This is a genomic window from Ottowia sp. (genome assembly GCF_047975795.1).
Classification (GTDB): Bacteria; Pseudomonadota; Gammaproteobacteria; order Burkholderiales; family Burkholderiaceae_C; genus Ottowia.
On record NZ_JBKEEE010000022.1, the window covers coordinates 1 to 24,754 of the forward strand.

The 24,754-nt window shown below is 60.6% G+C and carries 22 protein-coding genes and 3 tRNA genes; 4 read left to right on the forward strand and 21 right to left on the reverse strand.

Features of this window, described 5'->3' with window-relative positions; translation table 11 throughout:
- From ACK5NW_RS02950 to ACK5NW_RS02965, 4 genes are all read right to left on the reverse strand, one after another.
- On the reverse strand, positions 1 to 118 hold a 118-nt coding region (locus ACK5NW_RS02950; RefSeq protein WP_416924963.1), incomplete at its 3' end, for a GTP-binding protein.
- 83 nt (positions 119 to 201) lie between these two features.
- Positions 202 to 276, reverse strand: a tRNA-Thr gene (locus tag ACK5NW_RS02955).
- 41 nt (positions 277 to 317) lie between these two features.
- Positions 318 to 391, reverse strand: a tRNA-Gly gene (locus ACK5NW_RS02960).
- A gap of 138 nt (positions 392 to 529) precedes the next feature.
- Positions 530 to 615 (reverse strand) — tRNA-Tyr (locus ACK5NW_RS02965).
- Positions 616 to 783: 168 nt separating this feature from the next.
- Here ACK5NW_RS02965 and dnaA point away from each other — a divergent pair.
- The 3 genes from dnaA (at position 784) to gyrB (ending at position 6,184) form a co-directional block, all read left to right on the forward strand.
- Positions 784 to 2,211, forward strand: coding sequence for a chromosomal replication initiator protein DnaA (dnaA, locus tag ACK5NW_RS02970; RefSeq protein WP_416924893.1), 1,428 nt, complete (start codon positions 784 to 786; stop codon positions 2,209 to 2,211).
- A gap of 163 nt (positions 2,212 to 2,374) precedes the next feature.
- Positions 2,375 to 3,505, forward strand: a complete 1,131-nt coding sequence (gene dnaN, locus ACK5NW_RS02975; protein ID WP_416924895.1) for a DNA polymerase III subunit beta — start codon at positions 2,375 to 2,377, stop codon at positions 3,503 to 3,505.
- Positions 3,506 to 3,601: 96 nt separating this feature from the next.
- Complete coding sequence (gene gyrB / locus ACK5NW_RS02980) at positions 3,602 to 6,184, forward strand: DNA topoisomerase (ATP-hydrolyzing) subunit B (RefSeq protein WP_416924897.1); 2,583 nt, start codon at positions 3,602 to 3,604, stop codon at positions 6,182 to 6,184.
- Between the two features lie 17 nt (positions 6,185 to 6,201).
- Here the strand turns inward: gyrB and ACK5NW_RS02985 are convergent, their stop codons facing one another.
- The 14 genes from ACK5NW_RS02985 to sucC form a co-directional block, all read right to left on the reverse strand.
- A complete protein-coding gene (locus tag ACK5NW_RS02985) occupies positions 6,202 to 6,753 on the reverse strand; it encodes a YXWGXW repeat-containing protein (RefSeq protein WP_416924899.1) in 552 nt (183 codons plus the stop codon).
- A 194-nt stretch (positions 6,754 to 6,947) separates the two neighbouring features.
- Positions 6,948 to 7,361 carry a YchJ family protein gene (locus ACK5NW_RS02990; protein ID WP_416924900.1) on the reverse strand — a complete coding sequence of 138 codons (414 nt, stop codon included), beginning with the start codon at positions 7,359 to 7,361 and terminating at the stop codon, positions 6,948 to 6,950.
- Complete coding sequence (locus tag ACK5NW_RS02995) at positions 7,358 to 8,845, reverse strand: TrkH family potassium uptake protein (RefSeq protein WP_416924902.1); 1,488 nt, start codon at positions 8,843 to 8,845, stop codon at positions 7,358 to 7,360. The genes ACK5NW_RS02990 and ACK5NW_RS02995 overlap by 4 nt, the downstream gene beginning before the upstream one ends.
- 17 nt (positions 8,846 to 8,862) lie before the next feature.
- The gene (gene trkA, locus ACK5NW_RS03000) at positions 8,863 to 10,251 is read right to left on the reverse strand and encodes a Trk system potassium transporter TrkA (RefSeq protein ID WP_416924904.1); all 1,389 of its coding nucleotides are present in this window, start codon (positions 10,249 to 10,251) and stop codon (positions 8,863 to 8,865) included.
- 115 nt (positions 10,252 to 10,366) lie between these two features.
- On the reverse strand, positions 10,367 to 11,503 hold the full coding sequence (locus ACK5NW_RS03005) for an acyl-CoA dehydrogenase family protein (RefSeq protein ID WP_416924906.1): 1,137 nt from the start codon (positions 11,501 to 11,503) through the stop codon (positions 10,367 to 10,369).
- A gap of 144 nt (positions 11,504 to 11,647) precedes the next feature.
- On the reverse strand, positions 11,648 to 12,025 hold the full coding sequence (locus ACK5NW_RS03010; RefSeq protein ID WP_416924908.1) for a hypothetical protein: 378 nt from the start codon (positions 12,023 to 12,025) through the stop codon (positions 11,648 to 11,650).
- Between the two features lie 14 nt (positions 12,026 to 12,039).
- Positions 12,040 to 12,726 (reverse strand): SDR family oxidoreductase, encoded by a 687-nt coding sequence (locus tag ACK5NW_RS03015; RefSeq protein ID WP_416924910.1) that lies wholly within the window; start codon positions 12,724 to 12,726, stop codon positions 12,040 to 12,042.
- A gap of 29 nt (positions 12,727 to 12,755) precedes the next feature.
- A complete protein-coding gene (locus ACK5NW_RS03020; protein WP_416924912.1) occupies positions 12,756 to 13,946 on the reverse strand; it encodes an acetyl-CoA C-acyltransferase in 1,191 nt (396 codons plus the stop codon).
- Between the two features lie 208 nt (positions 13,947 to 14,154).
- Positions 14,155 to 14,961 carry a 3',5'-cyclic-nucleotide phosphodiesterase gene (locus ACK5NW_RS03025; protein WP_416924913.1) on the reverse strand — a complete coding sequence of 269 codons (807 nt, stop codon included), beginning with the start codon at positions 14,959 to 14,961 and terminating at the stop codon, positions 14,155 to 14,157.
- Positions 14,962 to 14,985: 24 nt separating this feature from the next.
- Complete coding sequence (locus tag ACK5NW_RS03030) at positions 14,986 to 17,187, reverse strand: CHASE2 domain-containing protein (protein WP_416924915.1); 2,202 nt, start codon at positions 17,185 to 17,187, stop codon at positions 14,986 to 14,988.
- 71 nt (positions 17,188 to 17,258) lie between these two features.
- Positions 17,259 to 17,924, reverse strand: a complete 666-nt coding sequence (locus tag ACK5NW_RS03035) for an FHA domain-containing protein (RefSeq protein ID WP_416924917.1) — start codon at positions 17,922 to 17,924, stop codon at positions 17,259 to 17,261.
- Positions 17,925 to 18,012: 88 nt separating this feature from the next.
- Positions 18,013 to 18,798: a Stp1/IreP family PP2C-type Ser/Thr phosphatase gene (locus ACK5NW_RS03040; protein WP_416924919.1), complete on the reverse strand. Its 786-nt coding sequence runs from the start codon at positions 18,796 to 18,798 to the stop codon at positions 18,013 to 18,015.
- Positions 18,799 to 18,953: 155 nt separating this feature from the next.
- Positions 18,954 to 19,850: a succinate--CoA ligase subunit alpha gene (sucD, locus tag ACK5NW_RS03045; RefSeq protein ID WP_416924921.1), complete on the reverse strand. Its 897-nt coding sequence runs from the start codon at positions 19,848 to 19,850 to the stop codon at positions 18,954 to 18,956.
- A 10-nt stretch (positions 19,851 to 19,860) separates the two neighbouring features.
- Positions 19,861 to 21,021, reverse strand: coding sequence for an ADP-forming succinate--CoA ligase subunit beta (sucC, locus tag ACK5NW_RS03050; protein WP_416924923.1), 1,161 nt, complete (start codon positions 21,019 to 21,021; stop codon positions 19,861 to 19,863).
- A 188-nt stretch (positions 21,022 to 21,209) separates the two neighbouring features.
- Here sucC and argC point away from each other — a divergent pair, with 188 nt between their 5' ends.
- Entirely contained in the window at positions 21,210 to 22,121 is a 912-nt protein-coding gene (argC, locus tag ACK5NW_RS03055; RefSeq protein ID WP_416924925.1) for an N-acetyl-gamma-glutamyl-phosphate reductase, read from the forward strand.
- Between the two features lie 26 nt (positions 22,122 to 22,147).
- On the opposite strand, the gene ACK5NW_RS03060 is transcribed toward argC, so the two are convergent.
- The 3 genes from ACK5NW_RS03060 to recA form a co-directional block, all read right to left on the reverse strand.
- Positions 22,148 to 22,783: a hypothetical protein gene (locus ACK5NW_RS03060; protein WP_416924927.1), complete on the reverse strand. Its 636-nt coding sequence runs from the start codon at positions 22,781 to 22,783 to the stop codon at positions 22,148 to 22,150.
- Between the two features lie 210 nt (positions 22,784 to 22,993).
- Positions 22,994 to 23,509 (reverse strand): recombination regulator RecX, encoded by a 516-nt coding sequence (gene recX, locus ACK5NW_RS03065; protein ID WP_416924929.1) that lies wholly within the window; start codon positions 23,507 to 23,509, stop codon positions 22,994 to 22,996.
- A 51-nt stretch (positions 23,510 to 23,560) separates the two neighbouring features.
- Positions 23,561 to 24,613, reverse strand: a complete 1,053-nt coding sequence (gene recA, locus ACK5NW_RS03070; RefSeq protein ID WP_416924931.1) for a recombinase RecA — start codon at positions 24,611 to 24,613, stop codon at positions 23,561 to 23,563.
- Positions 24,614 to 24,754 lie beyond the last annotated feature (141 nt).

Here is a 24,754-nt window from a genome sequence, read left to right on the forward strand (position 1 = left end):
ACTTGGCCGACAGCACGGTGGCAATGGCCGCCGTCAAAGTGGTCTTGCCGTGATCGACGTGACCAATGGTGCCCACGTTCACGTGCGGCTTCGATCTCTCAAATTTCTCTTTTGCCATTTCTTCGACTCCGAAAAAATCAACACAAACAAACACAACAAAAGCGGCGCGCGAGGCTTGTCGCCCGCACGCTGCCGCATGCCTGGTGCCCTTGGCGGGAATCGGACCCGCGACCTCTCCCTTACCAAGGGAGTGCTCTACCACTGAGCCACAAGGGCAATCAACCGCTTGATCGCACACCAACCTGCGTCACCAACACTGGAGCGGGAGACGGGAATCGAACCCGCGTCATTAGCTTGGAAGGCTAAGGTTCTACCATTGAACTACTCCCGCAAAGATCCCCATCAGATGACGGATGCCTTGCGAGACCAATGACTTTGAACCTCAAAAAGTTCAAAACCCGCCTGTTTCCAAGCCTGCTCGCCGTGTCAGCCGCGTGAGACTGGCTTCGCGCTATTTTCAAAATTCCGCTGGTGGAGAGGGCTGGATTCGAACCAGCGTACTCGTAAGAGGGCAGATTTACAGTCTGCTGCCATTAACCACTCGGCCACCTCTCCGGCAGAGAACCGCAGATTATGCCACTAATTCGCCAAAGCTAACAAGTCCGCCATCCAACCCCGATCACCAGAGACCTTGCATACTTCATACGAAATTGTTGATAAGCTCTGGCAAGACTACAATTTCACCCCCGGCCAAATACGGTTTATCCACAGTCCGCTGCCAACATGTCCGCACATTTTTCTGTCGCCGAAACGACTCCAGTCGGCACTGCCTTGTGGGCGGCCTGTCTTGAGCGCCTGGCGCAACAATTGCCCGAGCAGCAATTCAACACATGGCTCAAGCCCATGGTCATTCAATGGGCACCAGACGCATCAAAGATGACACTGTATGTGGCCAACCGCTTCAAGCTGGATTGGGTGCGCGCCCAATACGTCCAAAGCATTGCATCTGTGTTGGAGCAAATTGCAGGGCACGTTGTTGCTGTAGAGTTGGCAATCACTCCTCGTCAATCACCTGAAAATTCGCCACTTAAAGCCAGCCGCAATGAGAAGGCATCGACCTTTGAGTCTATGGAGTCGCTCCACACACAAGCGGACAACGTTGCAGCGCAGCCCCTCACGCCCAGCGATCATCGTCACCGCTTGAATGCAGCGCTTACTTTTGCCCATTTGATTGAAGGCTCGGCCAACCGCATGGCCCGGGCTGCCGCCTTGCATGTGGCCAGCCACCCTGGCCAACTCTATAACCCGCTTTTCATTTACGGTGGAGTTGGGCTGGGCAAAACCCATTTGATGCATGCAGTGGGCAATCATCTGCTGGAAACCCACTCAGAGACCAAAGTTCTCTACATTCATGCGGAACAGTTCGTCTCGGATGTGGTCAAGGCGTATCAGCGCAAAACTTTTGATGAGTTCAAACAGCGCTACCACTCGCTGGACTTGCTGCTGATTGACGATGTGCAGTTCTTTGCCAACAAAGAGCGCACGCAAGAAGAGTTCTTCAATGCCTTTGAAGCCTTGCTGGCCAAAAAAAGCCACATCGTGATGACCAGCGACACCTACCCGAAAGGGTTGACCGACATTCACGAGCGCCTGGTGTCGCGCTTTGACTCCGGTCTGACCGTGGCGCTGGAGCCACCAGAGTTGGAAATGCGGGTCGCCATTTTGATCAACAAGGCTGCCGCAGAGGGTGCTGAAATGCCTGAAGAAGTAGCCTTTTTCGTCGCCAAAAACGTGCGCTCCAACGTGCGTGAACTGGAAGGCGCGCTGCGTAAAGTCATGGCTTATTCGCGCTTTAACCAGAAGGAAATTTCTATCCAACTGGCACGTGACGCGCTGCGTGACCTGCTGTCCATTCAAAACCGGCAAATCAGCGTCGAGAACATCCAAAAGACCGTGGCCGACTATTACAAGCTGAAGGTGTCGGACATGTACAGCAAAAAACGCCCCGCCTCTATCGCTCGGCCGCGCCAGATTGCCATGTACCTGGCCAAAGAACTGACGCAGAAAAGCCTGCCCGAAATCGGAGAGATGTTTGGCGGGCGCGATCACACCACCGTGTTGCACGCCGTGCGCAAGATCACGGCAGAGCGCCAACAATTGACCGAACTCAACCAGCAACTGCACTTGCTCGAACAAACCCTCAAGGGGTGACAAAGGCACTGCTTAAAAGCACTCTTTAGCATTCATTGCTGGCCTGATTTCCGGCGACAATATGAGGTTGCTCAGAGGCATCTTCATCTGAGAGGAATCCAGACCGTGGCTTTATGCTCATACAGCCACACGCGCATGATGCGCCAAGGAATTTGAGGTAGACATGATCATTTTGAAAACCACCCAGAGCCAGTTGCTGTCCGCACTGCAATCGGTCGCAGGCATTGTGGAGCGACGTCATACGCTGCCGGTACTGGCCAACGTGCTGCTGCGCAAAAACGGCAGTGCGCTGCAACTCACCACGAGCGATCTGGAGATTCAGATTCGCACCGCTGCCGATCTGGGCGGCGATGATGGCAGCTTCAGCACCACTGTGGGCGCGCGCAAGCTGATCGACATCCTGCGCACCATGCCCGCCGACCAAACCGTGAGCCTGGAATCGCAGCAAGCCAAGCTGATCCTCAAAGGCGGCAAAAGCAAATTCACGCTGCAAACCCTGCCTGCCGAAGACTTCCCCCTGGTGCAGGAGGCCCCCAGCTTCGGCACCGCCTTCAAGGTGCCGCAAAAAACCCTCAAAAACCTGCTCGACCAGGTGGCTTTCGCCATGGCCGTGCACGACATCCGCTATTACCTGAACGGCATTCTGTTCGTGGCTGAAGGCAAACAGTTAAGTCTGGTTGCCACCGACGGCCATCGTTTGGCCTTCACCAGCGCCACACTGGACGTCGAAGTGCCCAAACAAGAGGTCATCCTGCCCCGCAAAACCGTGCTGGAATTGCAGCGCCTGCTGTCCGACGCCAGCACGCCAGAAGGACAAGATGCCCCCACCATCGAAATGCAGTTTGCAAGCAACCAGGCCAAGTTCAGCTTTGGCGGCATGGAATTCGTCACCAAGCTGGTCGAGGGCAAATTCCCTGACTACAACCGCGTGATTCCCAAGAACCATCAGAACCATGTGACTCTGGGCCGCGCTTCATTGCTGGCCTGCTTGCAGCGCACCGCTATTCTGACCAGCGAAAAATTCAAAGGCGTGCGCCTGAACTTCGAGCCTGGCACGCTGCGCGTAGCCTCCAGCAATGCCGAGCAGGAAGAGGCGGTGGACGAACTCGATATCGACTACGGCGGTGATTCGATCGAGATCGGCTTCAACGTCACTTACCTGATCGACGCACTGGCCAACATGAGTCAGCAGGAAATGATCACGCTGGAGCTGCAAGACGCCAACAGCTCCGCGCTGGTCACGGTGCCCGACAACGCCCAGTTCAAATACGTGGTGATGCCCATGCGGATCTGATGGCGCTTCAGTTTCAAGAGCGCACAACGCTGACAACCCGCCCGCCAAGGCGGGTTTTGGCTTTCAAATGAGCGGAAAAACAAGCGAAAGAATTTCATGACCGATTCCAACCAGACCCCTGACACCCCTGCCCACCAGCCCGCCAGCACGGGGGGCAGCGGCTACGGCGAGGGTGCCATTCAAATCCTGGAAGGACTGGAAGCCGTGCGCAAACGCCCCGGCATGTACATCGGCGACACCTCAGACGGCACTGGACTGCACCACCTGGTGTTCGAGGTGGTCGATAACTCGATCGACGAAGCGCTGGCCGGTTACTGCGACGACATCGTCGTCACCATCCACACCGACAACTCCATCAGCGTCGTCGACAACGGCCGCGGCATTCCCACCGGCGTCAAGATGGACGACAAGCACGAGCCTAAGCGCTCAGCGGCCGAAATCGCCCTGACCGAACTACACGCTGGCGGCAAGTTCAACCAAAACAGCTACAAGGTTTCGGGCGGTCTGCACGGTGTGGGCGTGTCTTGCGTCAATGCGCTGTCCAGCACCTTGCGCCTGGTGGTGCGCCGTGACGGCAAAAAGCACGAGCTGGAATTCAGCCGCGGCTTCGTGCAAGGCCGTGTGCTTGAGTCGGTTGAGGGGGTCGAAGTCTCGCCCATGAAAATTACCGGCAGCACCGAAAAGCGCGGCACCGAAGTGCGCTTTCTGCCCGACACCGAGATATTCAAAGAAAACCACGAATTCCATTACGAAATTCTCAGCAAACGCCTGCGCGAGCTGAGCTTTCTGAACAACGGCGTGCGCGTCCGCCTGGTGGACGAGCGCTCGGGCAAAGAAGACGATTTCTCCGGCGCTGGCGGTGTCAAAGGTTTTGTCGACTTCATCAACGGCGGCAAGCGTGTGCTGCACCCCAACGCCTTTCACGCCACCGGCACCCGTCCGGCCGACAGCTACGGCGGTATTCCCGGCACCGAGATCGGCGTCGAAGTCGCCATGCAGTGGAACGACGGCTACAACGAGCAGGTGCTGTGCTTCACCAACAACATCCCGCAGCGCGACGGCGGCACCCACCTGACGGGCCTGCGCGCGGCGATGACACGCGTCATCAGCAAATACATCGCCGACAACGACCTGGCAAAAAAAGCCAAGGTGGATGTCTCGGGCGACGACATGCGCGAGGGCCTGACCTGCGTGCTCAGCGTGAAAGTGCCCGAACCCAAATTCAGCAGTCAGACCAAGGACAAGCTGGTGTCCAGTGAGGTGCGCGCGCCGGTCGAGGACATCGTCGCCAAGTCCTTGACCGAGTTTTTGGAAGAGCGCCCGGGCGACGCCAAGATCATCTGCGGAAAGATCGTCGAAGCCGCCCGCGCCCGCGAAGCCGCGCGCAAGGCGCGTGAGATGACGCGCCGCAAGGGCGTGCTGGACGGCTTTGGCCTGCCCGGCAAGCTGGCCGACTGCCAGGAAAAAGACCCGGCGCTGTGCGAAATCTACATCGTCGAGGGCGACTCTGCCGGCGGCTCGGCCAAGCAGGGGCGTGATCGCAAGTTCCAGGCCATCTTGCCGCTGCGTGGCAAGATCCTGAACGTCGAGCGCGCCCGCTACGAAAAGCTGCTCACCAGCAACGAAATCGTCACCCTCATCACCGCCCTGGGCACCGGTATTGGCAAAACCGCCGCCGATTCCGGCAAAAGCGGTGCCGACGACTTCAACGCCGACAAGCTGCGCTACCACCGCATCATCATCATGACCGATGCCGACGTCGATGGTGCCCACATCCGCACGCTGCTGCTCACCTTTTTCTACCGCCAGATGCCCGAGCTGGTCGAGCGCGGCCACATCTACATTGCTCAGCCACCGCTGTACAAGGTCAAGGCGGGCAAGGAAGAGCTGTACCTGAAGGACAATTCGGCGCTCGACAGCTTTTTGCTGAGCGTGGCACTGAAAGATGCACGCGTGCTCACAGGCGGCGGTGAATCGCGCGAAATCAGCGGCGACACCCTGACCGAGCTGGCCCGCAAATACCAGTTGTCTGAAGGCGTGATTGCACGCCTGTCGGGCTTTATGGATGCCGAGGTGCTGCGCGCCATTGCTTCAGGCGTAGCCTTGAATCTGGACGACATGGCCGCCGCTGAAGCCAGCGCCCAGACGCTCAAGGCTTATTTGCTGGAAACTGGCCAAAACGGCAGCGCCCCCGACGTGGTGAGCGAATTCGATGCCCGCACCGACAAACCAATTTTGCGCATCAGCCGCCGCCACCACGGCAACATCAAAAACAGTGTATTCACACAGGATTTCGTCGATGGTGCCGACTATGCAGCCCTGGCCGACGCCGCGCAAACCTTCACCGGCCTGTTGGGCGAAGGAGCCAAAGCGGTGCGCGGCGAAGGCGAGCGCCAGCGCGAATCACAGGCGGGCGATTTCCACCAAGCCATGCAATGGCTGCTGAGCGAAGCCGAGCGCACCACCAGCCGCCAGCGTTACAAGGGCCTGGGCGAAATGAACCCCGAGCAGTTATGGGAAACCACCATGGACCCCGAGGTGCGCCGCCTGCTGCGCGTGCAGATCGACGACGCCATCGAGGCCGACCGCGTGTTCACCACCCTGATGGGCGATGAGGTCGAGCCGCGCCGTGATTTCATCGAAACCAACGCCCTGCGCGCGATCAACATCGACGCCTGATGTGAAAGCCCGCCGCTTCAACGCGGCGGACGCCGGTCATCCGCTTGCTGTTGCTGTGGCAAGGGGCGACGGCGATCGTCGCCACGCTGCGGCGCGCTTTGCGGGCCATTGCTGCGATACGCCGTGGATCGGCTGGCGTTATTGCGGCTGGCGTTGCTGCGGCCTTGATTGTTGTACCCGTTATGGCTGTCGTAGCCACGATTCTGGCGGTGGTGCGAAGACCGTGTGCTTGACGGCGGCGTGCGACGTTCCCAGCGCTCGGGCTGGTACACCCAGCGCGGGCCGTCAGCCACCCAGGCCGGTTCAATGTAGGCGTACCCCGCACGCGCTTTCATCCAGTGGCCACGACGCCAGATGTACTGACCGTGCAGCCACTCGTAGTGCCCTGCGGCCCACACATAACCCTGCCGCGGCGGCGGCACGTGTTCAGCACGCCGCGCAGGCGGCGGGCCAATCTGCACCGAAATGGCGACTTGCGCCTGCGCAGCAGCAGGCCATAAAAATGCAGTGCTGCCACCCAGCAATGCAGCGCCAGCCAATACAGCGGCAGAAAACTTGGTACGAATCATGGTTAATCGACTCCTCAAACAAAAACGATGACCCTTTTTCAACGCGCCAGCCCGTCCGCAGGATGTGTCCGCCGTGCAAAGCTGGGGCAAATTTGCGTCACACAAGAAACCGAGTTCCGGCGCAAAGACGCCATCGGCACCGTCACACGCTTTATCCAGCTATTTGGCGCTCGCACTCAACATGGCGCTCACACTCAACAGCCCCGATCCTTCACATCACCTTCGGTATACAGCCAATGGCCGCCCTGGCGCACGAAGCGGCTGCGCTCGTGCAAGCGCACCGCGCAGCCTGCCACGCGGTAGCGGGCAACAAACTCCACCTCGCCATGGGCATCACCCAGCCAGCGCGCGCTCCTGACCTCCAGCCCCAGCCATTGCGCGTCAGACTCCAAAGTCAAATCAGCCGGGCGGAATTCGGGGTGCCAAGTGGCCAGCAGGTAGTCAGCGCGCCCATGCACAAAGGCGCTGTAGCGCGAACGCATCAGGCTTTCGGGGTCGGGCGCAGGCACGTGTGGCCAGTGCTCCACATAACGGCCGCAACAAGTCGCATAAGGCGAGGGCAAGCCGCATGGGCAGGCGGCTTCGGCAGAGGAACGGCGCTTTTTCATCGCCGCCAGAACTGTGGCGTGAACAGCACCAGCATGGAGATCAGCTCCAGCCGCCCCAGCAGCATGGCGATGGTCAGCACCCAGGTCTGAAAATCGGTCAGCACGGCAAAGTTGCCCGAAGGTCCTACCTTGCCCATGCCGGGGCCAATGTTGTTCAGACAAGCAATCACGCCGGTAAAGGCCGTCACCATGTCCAGCCCCGAAGCCAGCAGCAGCAGCGTCAGCCCCACCATGCAGCCGCCGTAAATCAGCATAAAGGCCATGATGACCCACACCACCTGCTGCCCCACCGTGTTGCGGCCCAGTGTCAACGGGTTGACCACACGCGGGTGCATGGCGCGCACCAGCTCATGCTTGGCCAGCTTGATCAGCACCAGCATGCGCACCATCTTGATGCCGCCGCCGGTAGAGCCTGCACAAGACATGAAGCAGCCCAGAAACAGCAGCAGCACCGGCCCGAACGCTGGCCACAGCAGGTAATCGGTGGTGGCATAGCCGGTGGTGGTGCCAACCGACACCACCTGGAACGCGGCCATGCGCAGTTTGTCACCCACGCTGGCTTCGTCACGACCGTGCAACGCCAAAAGCAGCCAGATGGCCAGCACTGACAGCACGATGGTTAAAAAGTATGCCCGCACCTCGCTGTCTTGCCGCAGCGGCCTGAGCGTGCGCAGCCGCCACACCATGAAGTAGCGCGCAAAACTCACCCCCGCCAGCGTCATGAAAATCACCGCCGTCCATTCCAGTTGCGGCGAATTCCAGTAGCCAAAACTCTGGTCGTGTGACGAAAATCCGCCCAGGCCCACCGTGGTGCACATGTGCATGAAGGCGTCCAGCCACGTCATGCCCCCCCAGCGATAAGCCAGCAGACAAGCCCCTGAAAGCAAAAAGTACACACCCCACAGGCCGCGCGCAGTCTCGGCAATGCGCGGCGTCAGGCGCGTGTCTTTCATGGGGCCTGGCATCTCGGCCTTGAACAGCTGCGTGCCCCCCAGGCCCAGAAACGGCAGCACAGCCACGGCCAGCAGCATGATGCCCAGCCCGCCAATCAACTGCAAAAAACAGCGCCACAAATTGGCCGCCGGGTCCAGCAAGTCCAGCCCGGCCAGTGCCGTGGCCCCGGTGGCGGTCAGGGCGCTGACGGCTTCAAAGTACGCATCAGTCCAACTGATGCCCGGCACCGCCGTCATCAACGGCACAGCGGCAAAAGCGGGCAGCACCGTCCACACCAGATTGACGAGCAAAAAACCGTCTTTCACCGACAGCTCGGCCGTGTGCTTGCGACACGCGGCCCACAGCAGCACACCGGCCGACAGCGTGAGCACCATGGCGCGCAGCCAGACATGCTCTTGCTTCAAGTCCTGATCCAGCCAGCTCCAGATCAAGGGCACTAAAAAGGCGAAGGAAAACCCCATCACCAGCCACGACAGCACCAGCAACACGTGGGCGTGGCGTCTGAAAAGCGTGCGCAATCCCTGCAACATGAATCACCCGCCACACATCACATGAACGTAGCACTGACCTGGAACATCTTTTCCACGTCGCGCAACATGCGCTTGTGCGCCATGAACACGATCACGTGGTCGCCCGCCTCGATCACCGAATCGTGGTGCGGCATCAGCACGCGGCACTCGGCCTTGGCTCCGCGCACGATGGCCCCCATGCGTGCGCCGCGCGGCAACTTGACTTGATCGATGCGCTTGCCCACCAGCTTGCTGGTGCGCGCGTCGCCATGCACCACGCCTTCCAGTGCCTCGGCGGTGCCGCGCCGCAGGCTGTGCACGGCCGCCACCGCGCCGCGCCGCACGTCGGCCAACAGCTCGCCAATCACGGCGTGCGCGGGCGACACGGCAATGTCGATGGTGCTGCCCTGCATCATGTCGGCGTAAGCGCGGCGGTTGATCAGCGCCAGCACGCGGCGTGCGCCCAGGCGCTTGGCCAGCATCGAGGCGAGGATGTTGTCCTCGTCGTCGTTGGTCAGCGCCAAAAACAAATCCATGTCACCCACGTTTTCGTCGGTGAGCAACTCTTCATCCGACACGTCGCCGTGCAGCACCAGCGCGCTGGCGTGCAGCTCGTGCGCCAGTTGCTCGCAACGCTGGCGGTCGCGCTCGATCAGCTTGACCTCGTACTGATTGGCCAGGCTGCGCGCCAGTCGCAGCCCGACCCGGCCACCGCCCGCAATCATCACGCGGCGCACGGCGCGCTCCTGCCCGGCAATCACGGCCAGCGTGTGGCGCACGTTGTCGCGGTCGACGATGACAAACACCTCATCGCCCGCACGCACCACGGTGTCAGGCGCATCGGTCAGTTCAAAGTCAAGGCGGTACACCGCCACGATGCGCATTTCCACCTCGGGGTGGCGTTCGGCAAACGCGCCGATGGTCGAGCCAGCCAGATCGCTGTGCTCAGACACGCGCACCGCGACCAGATAGGCACGGCCCTGCGAAAAGCTGACCACCTGCAACGCCTCGGGGTATTCGATCAGTTGATGGATGTAGCGCGTGACCGAATCTTCCGGGCAAATCACCCGGTCGACCGCAAAGCCTTCTTTGTCCAGCAACGGGCCTTTTTCCTTGAAGTCGGCCGAGCGGATGCGCGCCACCGTGGTGGGAATGTTGAACACGGCGTGCGCCACCTTGCAGGCCACCAGGTTGGATTCGTCCGACGCAGTGGCGGCAATCAGCATGTCGGCATCGTCAGCACCCGCCTGGCGCAGCACCGATGGCTGCACGCCATCGCCCACCACGCCACGCAGCTCCAGCCGGTCTTCCAGCGTGTGCACGAAGTCGGCATTGGGGTCGATGACGGTGATATCGTTTTGCTCCAGCGCCAGGCTTTCCGCCACGCTTTCGCCCACGCGGCCCGCGCCGAGAATGATGATGCGCATGGTGCGTTCAGCCCCTGAAGCGATTCATGATGGTCAATTTGCTGCCTTTTTTATAGCTGTTTACGCAATCCACACTTGCGTCAAACACTTATTTGACCACAAACACTGCCCCTTCTTACAGCCCTCGTGCGATGATAATTTTCTGCACATCGCTGGTGCCCTCGTAAATCTGGCACACGCGCACGTCGCGGTAGATGCGCTCGAGCGGGAAGTCCTGCACGTAGCCGTAGCCGCCCAGGGTCTGGATGGCCGCCGTGCACACGGCTTCGGCCGTTTCGCTGGCCAACAGCTTGGCCATGGCCGCTTCTTTCAGACAAGGCAAACCCGCGTCACGCAAGCTGGCGGCGTGCCAGATCAACTGGCGCGCCGCCTCCAGCCGCGTGGCGCAATCGGCCAGCCGAAAGCTCACCGCCTGGTGGTTGAAAATAGCGGTGCCAAAGCTCTCGCGCTCTTTGGCGTAGGCAATGGCCACGTCCAGCGCGCTGCGTGCCATGCCCACGCTTTGTGCGGCGATGCCAATGCGCCCGCCTTCCAACGACGACAGGGCGATCTTGTAGCCCTCGCCTTCCTCGCCAATCAGGTTCTCGGCCGGCACGCGGCAGTTGTCCAGATTGATCTGCGCTGTGTCGCTGCTGTGCTGGCCTAATTTTTCTTCCAGACGCGCCACCTGCCAGCCCGCGTTGCCCTGCTTGTGCGTGGGCACGATGAAGGCCGACAAGCCTTTTTTACCCGCCGCCTTGTCGGTGACGGCAATCACCACCGCCACGTCGCCGTTCTGGCCGCTGGTGATGAACTGCTTGACGCCGTTCAGCACGTAGCCATCGCCCTGCTTGACGGCGGTTGTCCTGAGTGCCGATGCATCGCTGCCCACGTGCGGCTCGGTCAGCGCAAACGCGCCCAGCAGCTCGCCGCGCGCAGCCGGGGCCAGCCACTTCTGCTTTTGCGCCTCGGAGCCGTAGCGCATCAGGATGGCGTTGAAGGGGCAGTTGGTCACGCTGATGGTGGTGCTCACGCCGCCGTCGCCCGCGGCAATTTCTTCCAGCACCAGCGCCAGCGTCAGATAGTCCAGCCCGGCACCGCCATATTCCTCCGGCACGCAGATGCCATACGCGCCCAGCGCGGCCAAGCCCTGATGCGCAGCAGCGGGGAAGGCGTGGTCCTTGTCCCACTGCGGCGCCTGCGGCCACAGCTCGGCCTGGGCAAAGGCGCGCACGGCGTCGCGGATCATGGTTTGGTCTTCGGTCAGCAGCATGGGGGGGTCTCCAGGGTCGTGTACTCGTGACGGTCAGGTGCGTGCCGGGTCACGGTCAACTTGCCATGCACGCACTTCCTCGCCAGAACGGGCCAGGTAGGCTTGCAGGCGTGCAAAGCGCCTGCGGGTGGCGCGCTCGAACTGTCATGCCACCCACGGCTCCAGCCAGGACCAGCGGGCCTGCAAGGTGTAGGTGTAGACCATGCGTGAGTGCTCGGCATCCATCGCTTCATGCCGCATCGACGCCGCCCAACGACGAAACGGAAACGCCTCGCCCACCATGGCGGCGGCAGCCAACCGAGGCCGCACGTACGATACGAACTGCGTGCGCATCGACAGCCCACGCAGCCAACCGCCTCCGCGGTTGGTGCTGACCACGCCGACCGACGGGCATTCATCGCCATCACCCACCGTGGTGGCGCTCACCAGCGAGTCCCAATACGGTCGCCAGCGGTGGTAATGAAACGCATCGAACACTACTGGCGCAGAGGCGGGCATGTCGAACACAAGGCGTCGATGCACGGTCACAGCAGCGCCTACCAATCGCCCATACGGGTGCCGTCAAAGTTGAAGAACGCGCCGTTGTCCTCGGCCCTGGCCGCAGCCAGCGTGGTGCGCAGGCCGGTGGCGCTGTCGGGCACCGTGATGGGCGCCTTGTCGCCACCCATGTCGGTCTGCACCCAGCCGGGGTGAAAGCACAACAGCAGCGCCTTGGGGTAGGCGTGGCGCGCCGACACCACCGCCATGTTGAGCGCCGCCTTGCTCACGCGGTACAGCCACGCGCCGCTGCCGGATACAGTGCCGATCTGCCCCATCGCGCTAGAGAAAAAGCCAAAGCGCCCACCGCCCGGCGCCCGGCTGGCTTCCACCAGTGGCGCGACCTGCGGAATCACCTGCATGGCACCCAGCACGTTGGCGTGCATGACGCGGTCAAACTCTTCCTGCGTGGGCGGTGTGGTGGCGTCGGCGCGGTTGCAGATGACACCGGCCACATACCAGGCGGTGTCGATGGCCTCGCCCTCCAGCTGCCAGGCCAGACCGCTGACGCTGGCCGGGTCGGTCACGTCCAGGCGCAGCGTCTCGCAGCCCAGCGCGCGCAGGCGGGCCAGGCCGTCGTCGTCGCGCGCGGTGGCGATCACGCGCACGCCATCGGCTCGGTACTGGCGCGCCAGCTCCAGGCCGATGCCGCGCGAGGCGCCGAGAATCAAGGTGGTGTTGGACATGTGGACGCCTCCTTCTCAAGCAGGGCCGATCAAAGCATCTCCACGGCCATGGCCGTCGCCTCACCACCGCCGATACACAGCGTGGCCAGGCCTTTTTTCAGGCCGTGGGCCTTCAGTGCGTACATCAGCGTGACCATGATCCGCGCGCCGCTGGCACCAATCGGGTGACCCAGCGCGCAGGCACCACCGTGGACGTTGACCTTGTCGTGCGGCACCTTCAAGTCGTGCATCAGTGCCATCGGCACCACGGCAAAGGCCTCGTTGATTTCCCACAAATCCACGTCGCCGACCTGCCAGCCGATTTTCTTCAGCAGCTTCTCGGTGGCACCGATGGGGGCGGTGGAAAACCACTCCGGCTCCTGCGCGTGCGTGCTGTGACCAGCGATGCGCACCAGCGGCTGGCAGCCCAGTTTTTTGGCCCTGCTCTCGCGCATCAGCACCATGGCGGCAGCGCCGTCGTTGATGCTGGAGCTGCTGGCGGCCGTGACGGTGCCGTCTTTCTTGAACGCGGGTTTGAGGGTGGGAATCTTGTCCAGCTTGATCTTGCCCGGGCCTTCGTCGGTATCGACCACGCGCGCGCCCTTGCGCTCCTTGACGGTCACTGGTGTGATCTCGGCTTTGAAGGCACCGGACTGGATGGCTTTTTGCGCCCGCTCCACGCTGGCGACGGCAAAGGCGTCCTGCTGCGCGCGGCTGAACTTGTATTTCGCGGCGCAGTCTTCACCAAAGGTGCCCATGCTGCGGCCGGGTTCGTAGGCGTCTTCCAGCCCGTCAAGCATCATGTGGTCGAAGATGCGGTCATGACCAAGCCGGTAGCCGCCGCGGCCTTTTTGCAGCAGGTAGGGCGCGCCGGTCATGCTCTCCATGCCACCGGCCACCAGCACCTCATGCGTGCCCGCCACCAGCATGTCGTGCGCGAACATGGCCGCGCGCATGCCCGAGCCGCACATCTTGCTGAGCGTGACCGCGCCCGCACTCTTGGGCAGCCCGCCTTTGAACGCCGCCTGCCGCGCCGGGGCCTGGCCCTGGCCTGCCAGCAGGCAGTTGCCGAACAGCACTTCGGTGACCAGCTCGGGCGCGATGCCGGCGCGCTCAATGGCGGCCTTGATGGCTGCACCACCCAGATCGTGTGCGGCCAAGTTGGCGAAGTCGCCCTGAAAACTGCCCATGGGGGTACGGGCGGCGGATGCGATGACGATGGGGTCAGATTCGTGCTTCATGGCTGGCCTCTAGGCTGAATTGGAAATAGATGGCTTGAGGGGCCAAATTCGAACGATCGCCTGGCAATATTCCAACGCAATGATCGCCAGTAAAGACGCATATTCCACGCGGCATCTTGTTGGTCATTCGTTGACCCAGCAGACAGTATCGCATCCCATCAACGCGAACCACTGACATTGCACACCCCGTTTCTGGGGCAAGAACCCCTCAGATGTGAAACACATGGCTGGCGCTGAGCCAGCGGATGTCGTGCGCCACTTCACGTTGGCCGGGGCGCACCTGGTCGAGTGCGGCAATCTCGCGCATGATGGTTTCGGTTTCGGCTGGTTTGGTGTGGGTGATGTAGATGGGGATGCGGCGTGTAGGGTCAAGCTGGTCCAGCTCGTCGGCCAGCACTTCGGGCGAGAGGTGCCGCGCCAGGCGCGCCAGTTCGCGCTCGCGGTTGCTGAAGGCGGTTTCAATCACCAGTGCGGCCACGTTCATCTGGTTGACGCGCGCCCAAAAGCCAGGATTGCGTTCGGTGTCGCCGCTGAAGACCCACCAGGGCGCGGCGTCATCTGCGGCGCTGCGCAGCGCATAGCCCACAGCGGGCACGGCGTGCTGGGCGGGCAGCACTTCGATGCAATGCTCATCCAAGGTGAGCACGTCACCGACAGCCAGTGGCTTGAAGGTGAGCAACGGGTAATCGGAAGAAGGCAGGCGGCTGAAGTCGGGCCAGATGACGCCGTTGAAGATGTGCTGGCGCAAGGCGGTCAGCGTTTCTGGCAGCGCATGCACACGCAGCGGGCGGCCTGCGCGCGCTGCGGCCACGGTATCGACCATCAGGGGCAGGCAGGCGATGTGGTCAAGATGGGCGTGGGTCAGCAGCACGTCGTCAATGCGCAGCATTTCGTCACGCGTCAAATCGCCGGCGCCGGTGCCTGCGTCCACCAGCAAACTTTCGCCTGCCAGAAACGAGGTGGTTTTGCAGCCCCGGGCAATGGCACCAGAGCAGCCGAGTACGCGCACCCTCATCGAGCCACCTCCCTATGTCTGTGCTTACTTGTCTTCAAATTTGGCCGTACCTGCCCAATTGGGATCGGGCGGCTGATGAAGGTACGACACTACCCGTTCGGCGTACAGACGGTAAAGGTAATAGTTGACGTTCTGTTGCTGTAATGACTCAACGATGGTTTTGCATTCTTCAAAGCGACTGGCGCGCCAGTGCGCCAGTGCGGTGTTCCACAACACCAGCTCTTGTGTCAACTCTTTCGCCTGCTCAGGCGTCGATTTCCCCGCCTGCGCCCTGACGGTGTAGATGTGCACTGCATTGGATTTACCTTTGACGCGCACGCGGTCCAGTTCTTGCCAAATATGGCCTGCCGCTGCGGCCTGCTCCACGGTGGCCTGGCTGGCAACCAGATCGACCCCGTAGATACGCGACAAGCCTTCCAGCCGGGACGCCAGATTGACCGCGTCGCCAATCACGGTGTAGGCGCGCCGCACGTCCGACCCCATGTTGCCGACCGACATCAGGCCGGTGTTCAAACCTATACCGACTTCTACCGTGGGCTGCTGCCTGGCGGCGCGCTCCACATTCATCTGACGCACCGCCTGGCGGATGTCCAGGGCGGCATCCACGGCGCGCCGGGCATGGTCGTCCATGGTGATAGGCGCGCCCCAAAAAGCCATGACGCAGTCGCCCATGTATTTGTCAATGGTGCCACCATGCGCGCGAATGACCTGTGTCAGACGGCTGAGCACGTCGTTGAGCAGATTTTGCAGCACCACAGGGTCCATGCCTTCGGACAGGCTGGTAAAGCCCCGCAGGTCGCAGAACATCACTGTCAACTCTTGTGTGCGCGCCTGCATGCTGTAGCGCTCGGGGTTGCGCAACATTTGCCGCACCAGCTCAGGTGGCACGTAGGTGGCAAACTGCTGCGCCAGCTCGCGCTTGGCCCGGCTCTCGTCCATGTAGCCCAGTACCATGTTGACCACCAGGGCCACAAAGCTCATAACCAGCGCAGATGCCAGCGGCAACACCAAGTCCGCCCCCACATACAAGGCCGTGTTGCCCACCACCAGTGCCAACATCACGCCCACGCCCAGCACCAATGCCCGCACCACAGGCAGCCGAGGCAAGCCCACCACCAGTATCACGCCAAGGCCCAGCAGCAGCAGCAGCTCAATCGCAGCCACGTCATGCGGCTGCCTGGGGATACGACCATCGAGCATGCCCGAGATCAGGTTGGCGTGCACTTCAACGCCGGGATAGGCCTCGCCCACAGGCGTGGTGCGCAAATCCATCAAGCCTGGGGCCGTGAAGCCGATCAGCGCATAACGCCCCTTCAGGCTGCCTTCAGGCAGCTTTCCCTGTAAAACATCGACAGCGGAGATGTAGCGAAACGATCCGCCATGCACGCCGCCGGGGCCACGGTAGGACACCAACGCGGCACCGCGCTCGTCCATCGGCACGCGCAGGCTGGGCCCCAGTATCACGCCTTGCACTGGCGCATCAGCACCCGTGCCTGCCCGTTCCACACGCAATGGCACCCGCCCTTGACCCAGACGCAGTGTGGCCAGCGACAACGATTCGTACAACTGCCCCTGATAAGCCGCCACCAGCGGTGCCGCGCGGACGCTGCCATCAGGGTCAGCAATGGAGTTGAAGAACCCCGCCTGCCTGGCCGCATCGGTCAACACCTCAATGTTGGCTCCATAGCCATCCCAATAAAGCATTCCCCGAGGATGCCCATCCACCGGACCCACAGGCGAAGGCAACTGCCCGGATTGGCGGGCATCGCGGTCGCTGGTGAAGTAGTAGCCCAAAGCCGTTGGCCCTTTGGCCAGCGCCTGCGCCAGCACGACATCGTGATCCAGCGTGGCGCGGTGGCGCGCCAGCCACGCCTGAAATGCCTCATCGTGCTGCAAATCTTCGCGCGCCAATTGCTCGAACTGCTGCAAGGTGGAGCTGCGGTCGGCCTCGGCAAACACCACGTCGACGCCCAAGGCCGCCACCTGCTGGCGCTGGGTCAACTCCAAGATCAACTGCGCCACCAGCGAACGGCTCCAAGGCCACTGGCCAAACCGGGACAGGCTGGCTTCGTCAATATCAATGATGACCACACGATCGTCCAGCGTACGCGGCATGGTGGCACGCAAGCGCAGGTCGTAAATGCCTTCTTCCAGACGCGTGAGCGGCGGCTGCACCCACCCGCCCGATGCATGCAAAACAGCCAGCAGCAGCAATGCCGCTGTCATCAGAGTGCGGGTTCGATGCCGCTGAAAGAAGCGAAAGCGGATCACGAACGAGCCGCGAGGCGGTTCACGCCTCAATGATCCAGGAATTCAAGGCGAATACCGCCCAGCTCAATCTGGTCGTGATTTTTCAGGGCAGTCGGCGCGCCTTGGACAGAAACGCCGTTTACGGTGGCGATGATGTCGCCTTCCACATGGCTTAACTCGCAGCCGTGCGGTTTGCGAATAATCGACGCCACGGAAAGGCCTGGCTTGCCAATGGTCGTCACGACTTTGGTGAGCAACATTTCCCGTCCGCTGGCAGTGCCGGTCAGTACACGCACTCGCGGGCGTTCAACAGCCTGTGATACCACAGCAGGCGTGGTATCTGCGCCCAAGCTCGGTGCAAGCGCCTCTGAGGTAGCAGGTATAGGCTCTGGTGGGGCTGCCAAGCCTGTTGAAAAAGATGCTCCGTCCTCATTCAGGAATTTGATTTTGTACTTGCCGACTTCAATAATGTCGTCGTGACTTAGCACCTGTTTTTTGATCGCTTTGCCGTTGACGAAGGTTCCGTTGGTGCTGCCAAGGTCTTCCAAAGACGCTTGACCAGAAGAGAGGTGGATTACAGCGTGCTCACCACTCACAGCCAGGTTATCAATGACGATGTCGTTGTAAGGTCTACGCCCAATGGTCGAGCGCTCTCTGGTAACCTGAACTTCTTTGACGACAATTCCGTCGATCGAAACGATCAACTTGGGCATGTGCGAACTCCTGGCGCGCGCTTAAGTGATGATTGGCTATGCAACATAAAAGACCTTGCAGAATATCGGCTCTTGACGCTAATTGCACCTATTTTCTTAAGAATTTTGAGATCGCTCCGGACTTTTTCGGCGCTTTCCTTGCCTTAATGACAACCACGGAGATGTTGTCACGCCCTCCTGCCATGTTGGCCATATCAATTAACCCATAAGCCAACTCAGGCAAACCCTCTGTTTCAGAAAAAAAGTCGGCTATATCAGCCTCGGCGACCATGTCCGTCAGCCCATCTGAGCACAACAAATAAATGTCATCTTGCTGCACAGGACTCTCTTGCACGTCGAGCAGCACTGCGTCTTCTACCCCCAATGCACGTGTTACCAAGTTGCGATTACTGGAGAGCGCAGCCTCTTCATGCGTAATCAATCCCATATCGATCTGCTCTTGCAACAGCGAATGGTCTTTGGTCAGTTGGGTCAAAGTGCCGCTGCGCCACCTGTAGGCACGAGAATCACCCACGTGGCCAATGATCAGTTGATGTCCATGTCGTACGGTCATGACCAGTGTGGTTCCCATACCAACGTACGCCGGATTGGTGTTCGAGGCATCAAAAATGGTGCGGTTGACGTTGTCCACGCAAATTTCCATCGCGCGGCGCACGTCGCGAACGTCCGCCTGCCAGGAAGCTTCTGTAAGCCAGCGGACAAGCTCCGAGGTAATGTCCTCCACCGCCATGGCGCTGGCCACTTCACCTGCGTTGTAGCCGCCCATGCCATCGGCCAGTACCGCCACGTCGTATTCGGCATTCACCGAAACGGCATCTTCGTTGTTGGTGCGTATGCGCCCCACATCGGTTGCGGCAGCGTACTCAAATTTCATGTGGCAGCTTGAGCGCTATGTCATCGTGGATCATGGTCTCTGACTGTTCTGGCTTCAGACCATCATGCAAAAACCTTGCATACACCACCAGACCTGCGCAGAAAAAAGACCCTTTTCGCTTCAGCCCTGCGTCGGGCCGAAGCGATCGGCAAAAGTTATTTGAGCAATGCCTTGAGCAGCTTGCCCATTTCAGACGGATTGCGCGTGACCGTAAAGCCGCACTCTTCCATGACCGTCAATTTGGCCTCGGCCGTGTCGGCACCACCTGAAATCAAGGCACCCGCATGTCCCATGCGCTTGCCAGGGGGCGCGGTGACACCGGCGATAAAGCCAACGATGGGTTTTTTCATGTGGTCTTTGCACCAACGCGCGGCTTCAGCTTCGTCAGGACCGCCAATCTCGCCGATCATGATGACGGCGTCGGTGTCCGGGTCGTCGTTGAAGGCTTGCATCACGTCGATGTGCTTCAGGCCGTTGATCGGGTCGCCTCCGATGCCGACCGCGGTGGATTGGCCAATGCCCAATTCAGTCAACTGCGCCACCGCTTCGTAGGTCAGCGTGCCAGAGCGGCTAACCACACCAACGCGGCCTTTTTTGTGGATGTGGCCCGGCATGATGCCGATCTTGATCTCGTCCGGCGTGATGATGCCGGGGCAGTTGGGGCCGAGCAGCAAAGTCTTTTTGCCACCCTTGGCTTCTTTGGTCTTCATCTTGTTGCGCACTTCCAGCATGTCCTTGATGGGGATGCCTTCGGTAATACAGATCACGAAGTCCAGGTCGGCATCCACCGCCTCCCAAATGGCCGCAGCAGCGCCTGCTGGCGGCACGTAGATCACGCTGCACGTGGCACCGGTTTGCTTGGCCGCGTCTTTGACGGTGGCGAAGATCGGCACGTCAAAAATCTTCTCGCCTGCTTTCTTGGGGTTCACGCCCGCCACAAAGCAGTGCTTGCCGTTGGCATATTCGATGCACTTTTCGGTGTGAAACTGGCCGGTCTTGCCCGTGATGCCCTGGGTGATGACCTTGGTGTTTTTGTTGATGTAGATGCTCATCTCAATTTCCTCACTTCACTGCAGCCACAACTTTTTGCGCCGCCTCGGCCATGGTGTCGGCACTGATGATGGGCAGGCCCGAGTCGGCCAGCATCTTCTTGCCCAGGTCTTCGTTGGTGCCCTTCATGCGCACCACCAGCGGCACCTTCAAGTCCACCGCTTTGGAGGCCGTGATCACGCCCGTGGCAATGGTGTCGCAGCGCATGATGCCGCCGAAGATGTTGACCAAAATAGCCTTGACCTTGGGGTTTTTAAGCATGATCTTGAAGGCTTCGGTCACCTTCTCAGGCGTAGCACCGCCACCCACGTCAAGAAAGTTGGCCGGTTCGGCACCGAACAGCTTGATGGTGTCCATGGTCGCCATGGCCAGACCCGCGCCGTTGACCAAGCAGCCGATATTGCCGTCCAGGCTGATGTAGGCCAGGTCGAACTTGCTGGCCTCGACCTCAGCCGGGTCTTCTTCGTCCAGGTCGCGCAGCGCCACCACGTCAGCGTGGCGGAACAGCGCATTGCTGTCAAAGTTGAACTTGGCGTCCAGCGCGATGATGTTGCCTTTGCTGTCGCGGTTGAGCGGGTTGATCTCGACCAGACTGGCGTCAGTGTCCATGTAGCACTTGTAGAGCTTTTGACACACGTCCACAAACTGCGGCACCGAATCGGCGGGCATCTGCACGCCCTTGGCCAGCTCCTGACCTTGAGCATCGGTCAAGCCCACCAGCGGGTCGACGAACACCTTGACGATTTTCTCGGGCGTTTTATGCGCTACTTCTTCAATGTCCATGCCACCTTCGCTGGAGGCGATGAACGCCACCTTCTGCGAGGCCCGGTCGGTCACCACCGACAAGTAATATTCTTTCTGGATGTCTGCGCCATCTTCGATGTACAGGCGGCGTACTTTTTGCCCTTCCGGCCCCGTTTGGTGGGTCTTGAGCTGCATGCCCAGAATCTGGCCCGCCATCTCCTTAACCTGGTCCAGCGACTTGGCCACCTTGACGCCGCCGCCCTTGCCGCGGCCACCAGCGTGAATCTGGGCTTTGACGACCCACACCGGGCCACCCAGCTTTTGCGCCGCTTCCACGGCTTCTTGAACGGTGAATGCGGGAATGCCGCTGGGCACAGGCACGCCAAACTGGCGCAGGATGTCCTTACCCTGGTACTCGTGGATCTTCATTGAACCCCTCTGGAATAGTTGGTGTGTGGCTATAAGGCCAATGGCCCCACAGAAAGAAGAAAGCGCGTCAACACCGCCATCACGACGCCGCAACGCTCCGCACGAAGCGGAATGTATCATGGCAAACCGTGCGAATATGCACACGGCGGCTGACGTTGCCATGACGCAGCCGTGCACAAGGATGACGGATGGCCCAAGTATTCATTGACGGCGAAGCAGGCACCACTGGCCTGCAAATTCGCGAGCGCCTGCACCAGATACCTGGCGTCACACTGGTCAGCATTGACCCCGCACGGCGCAAAGACCCGCAAGCCAAGCGGGAGATCATGGCCGCAGTCGACCTGGTCATTTTGTGCCTGCACGATGACGCGGCGCGCGAATCGGTCGTCATGATCGACCAGTTGTCCGGCAACCAACCCCGCATCATCGACGCCAGCACCGCGCACCGCGTCAGCACAGGCTGGGTCTACGGCTTTCCCGAGCTGTCGGCGCAGCAGCGCACCCTGGTGCAGTCGGCCGAACGGGTGGCCAACCCTGGCTGCTATGCCACCGGTGCCATTGCCCTGCTGCGGCCGTTGGTGGATGCAGGCCTGCTGCCGCCCGATCACCCCATCACACTGCCTGCCGTCAGCGGCTACACTGGCGGTGGCAGGTCGATGATCGAGGCTTATGAAAGCGGCCAAGCGCCCGCTTTTGAACTGTACGCGTTGGGCCTGAAGCACAAACACATTCCTGAAATCATGCAGTACGGGCGCGTCACGCGTTGCCCCCTGTTTGTGCCCAGCGTGGGCAATTTCGATCAAGGCATGTTGGTCGAGTTGCCGCTGCACCTGGACACACTGCCCACCGCGGTCAATCTGGAGCATTTGCGTGAGTGCTACCGCGCCCATTACGCCGATGCGGACAACGTGAGCGTTGAATCCGCGTCCGAATCCGGCAAGCTGGACGCCATCGCCCTAAAGGGCACCAACCAGCTCGAAATCCGGGTGTTTGGCGCAGATGATGCGCGACAAGCCGTCTGCGTCGCCCGGCTGGACAACCTGGGCAAAGGTGCCAGCGGCGCGGCAGTGCAAAACCTGCAACTGATGCTGGGTTTATAGCCCTGCGCACCAAGCTGGCATACACCTTAACGCAAGGTCACATCTCTATCCTGCGGTCGCAGGATGAACGCCGCAGTATCGGCAAACTCAGCACCTGCATCTGCTCCGGTCCGCTCAACAATGGCGTCAATCAGCGGATTCAGATGGGGTAACAGATCGTCCACACTGATCGCGCGCTCTATCTGACGACGATACACATACCCACCTTCACCCAGGTGCCGCCGAATGGACTGCACCATAAAGTCCGACAAAATACGACTCACGTCGTCATCAGAGCGAGCGTAAGAGACTTGCACAGGCGCTGAATGCACGGCCCCCAGTTCGGCGGCGGCACCACTCGTACTTGGCGGCGCAGCCACGGGCGCCGGGGTCGTGTGGTAAACCAATGCTGATCGACTGTGAGTGTCGGCTGGCTGTGTCAGTCCTCCCTCCCGAATGGTTGATTTGTAGCCATCCACCACACTGATATAGCCTGAAGCCTTGAGCCATCGCAAACCGCCCGCCACCACCGCCGACTTACCCGGCATGGTGGACACCAGCTCGGCTGCAGTACGATGCCCGTCAACCAAGCACAACAAAGCCCCCAGTTCTTTCGGCAAGACAGGGTGTGGTGCGTTGCGCTCCCTCTGGCCTTTGGCGCTCAGTACATAAACCTTGTGCATCGAGATGGTTTGAATTCAATTCCACGCTGTGGCACAAATTGACCATTAGCGATCTGGCAAGCGTCGACACGTGACGCCAACCTGATATTGAACTCAAGAACATAAGTCGATGTCAAACCCTTGCGCTACCTGCACGCACCAAAAAGGGACAAACTGCGAACTTTGTCTTGCGCTTCAAGCCCTCGCCCTCCAAACCATAAACGTCCGTTATCATTCAGGCGCTGAAGACTTTACTTCGTCATCCAGTGGCTCTCCCGCAGCTTCTGCCGCCAGCGCCCGGCGAATCACATCACCCGCAAAGCCGCGACTGGCCAAAAAGCGCATTTGTTTGGCGCGCCCTGCAGCGTCGGCGGGCAGGGTGCCAAATTTGGCGCGCCAAACTTGCCGAGCGCGGTACAGCTCGGTGGCGCGCAATTGTTCGGCGGCATCTTGCACCACGGCACCCGGCAAGCCTTTGGCACGCAGCTCCTGCAACACGCGGGCACTTCCTAAACGCGCAGCACGACGGTGCAACACCGATTCAGCCACGCGCACTTCGCTGATGAAGCCTTTGGCAGTCAACTCATCCAGCACGCGGGCCAAGTCACTCAAGCCTGACTCCGCTTCCCCATCTGCATCGGCACCCACGTGCGGAGCCAGCTTGCGCTCCAACTCGGCGCGCGAATGTTCGCGTGCGGCCAGATAGCGCAACGCGCGCCCTTTCAGCGAAAGCGGTGGAGAGCGCATCGATCCGTCATCCGCATTATTGGTCTCCAACCTTTCGGCATGGGCAGCCCATCAAGTTTCGCCGGCAGTCTCTGCACCTGCACCGGGGTGCAGCAAAGCAATGCCCAGGCTTTCGCGCACCTTGTTTTCAATCTCGGCGGCCAGATCGGGGTTTTCGCGCAGAAACTCGCGCGCATTGTCGCGGCCCTGGCCAATTTTTTCGCCGCTGTAGGCGTACCAGGCCCCGGATTTGTCCAGCACCTTGGCGGTCACGCCCATGTCGATGATTTCGCCCTCGCGCGAGATACCTTGGCCAAACATGATGTCGAACTCGGCCATCTTGAACGGCGGGCTGACCTTGTTTTTCACCACCTTGACCCGGGTTTCGTTGCCCACAGCCACGTCGCCTTTTTTGATGGTGCCGATGCGGCGGATGTCCAACCGCACGCTGGCATAAAACTTCAGCGCATTGCCGCCGGTGGTCGTCTCTGGGCTGCCAAACATCACGCCAATCTTCATGCGGATCTGGTTGATGAAAATCACCGTGCAGTTGGTCTTCTTGATATTGGCCGTGAGCTTGCGCAGCGCCTGGCTCATCAAACGCGCTTGCAAGCCGGGCAACTGATCGCCCATTTCGCCCTCAATCTCGGCCTTGGGCACCAGCGCGGCCACCGAATCGACCACCACCAGATCCACCGCACCCGAACGCACCAGCGAATCCACAATCTCCAGCGCCTGCTCGCCCGTGTCCGGCTGGCTGATCAGCATGTCTTGCAGGTTCACGCCCAGCTTTTCGGCGTAGCCCGTGTCCAACGCGTGCTCGGCGTCGATGAAGGCGCAGGTGCCGCCCTGCTGTTGCATCTCGGCAAGCACTTGCAGCGTCAGCGTGGTCTTGCCCGATCTTTCAGGGCCATAAATTTCGATCACCCGGCCACGCGGCAAGCCGCCCACGCCCAGCGCAATGTCCAGCCCCAACGAGCCAGTAGAAACGGTCTGAATGTCCGCCACCGCCTCGCCTTCACCCAGGCGCATGATGGTGCCTTTACCAAACTGCTTTTCGATTTGCGCCAGCGCGGCTTGCAAAGCCTTGGCTTTTTCGCCCTTGTCAGCAACGGCCATATCCATAATTTTCTCCTTTTTAATCAATGTGATAGCGCCGTTATCACGGCTTGCGAATACGCATGTACTGGGCGCATGAACAGGACTGTATAAGAATACATTAATTTGAGTAAAGCTATTTTTAAGTCAGTTTGCCTTATCATTTTC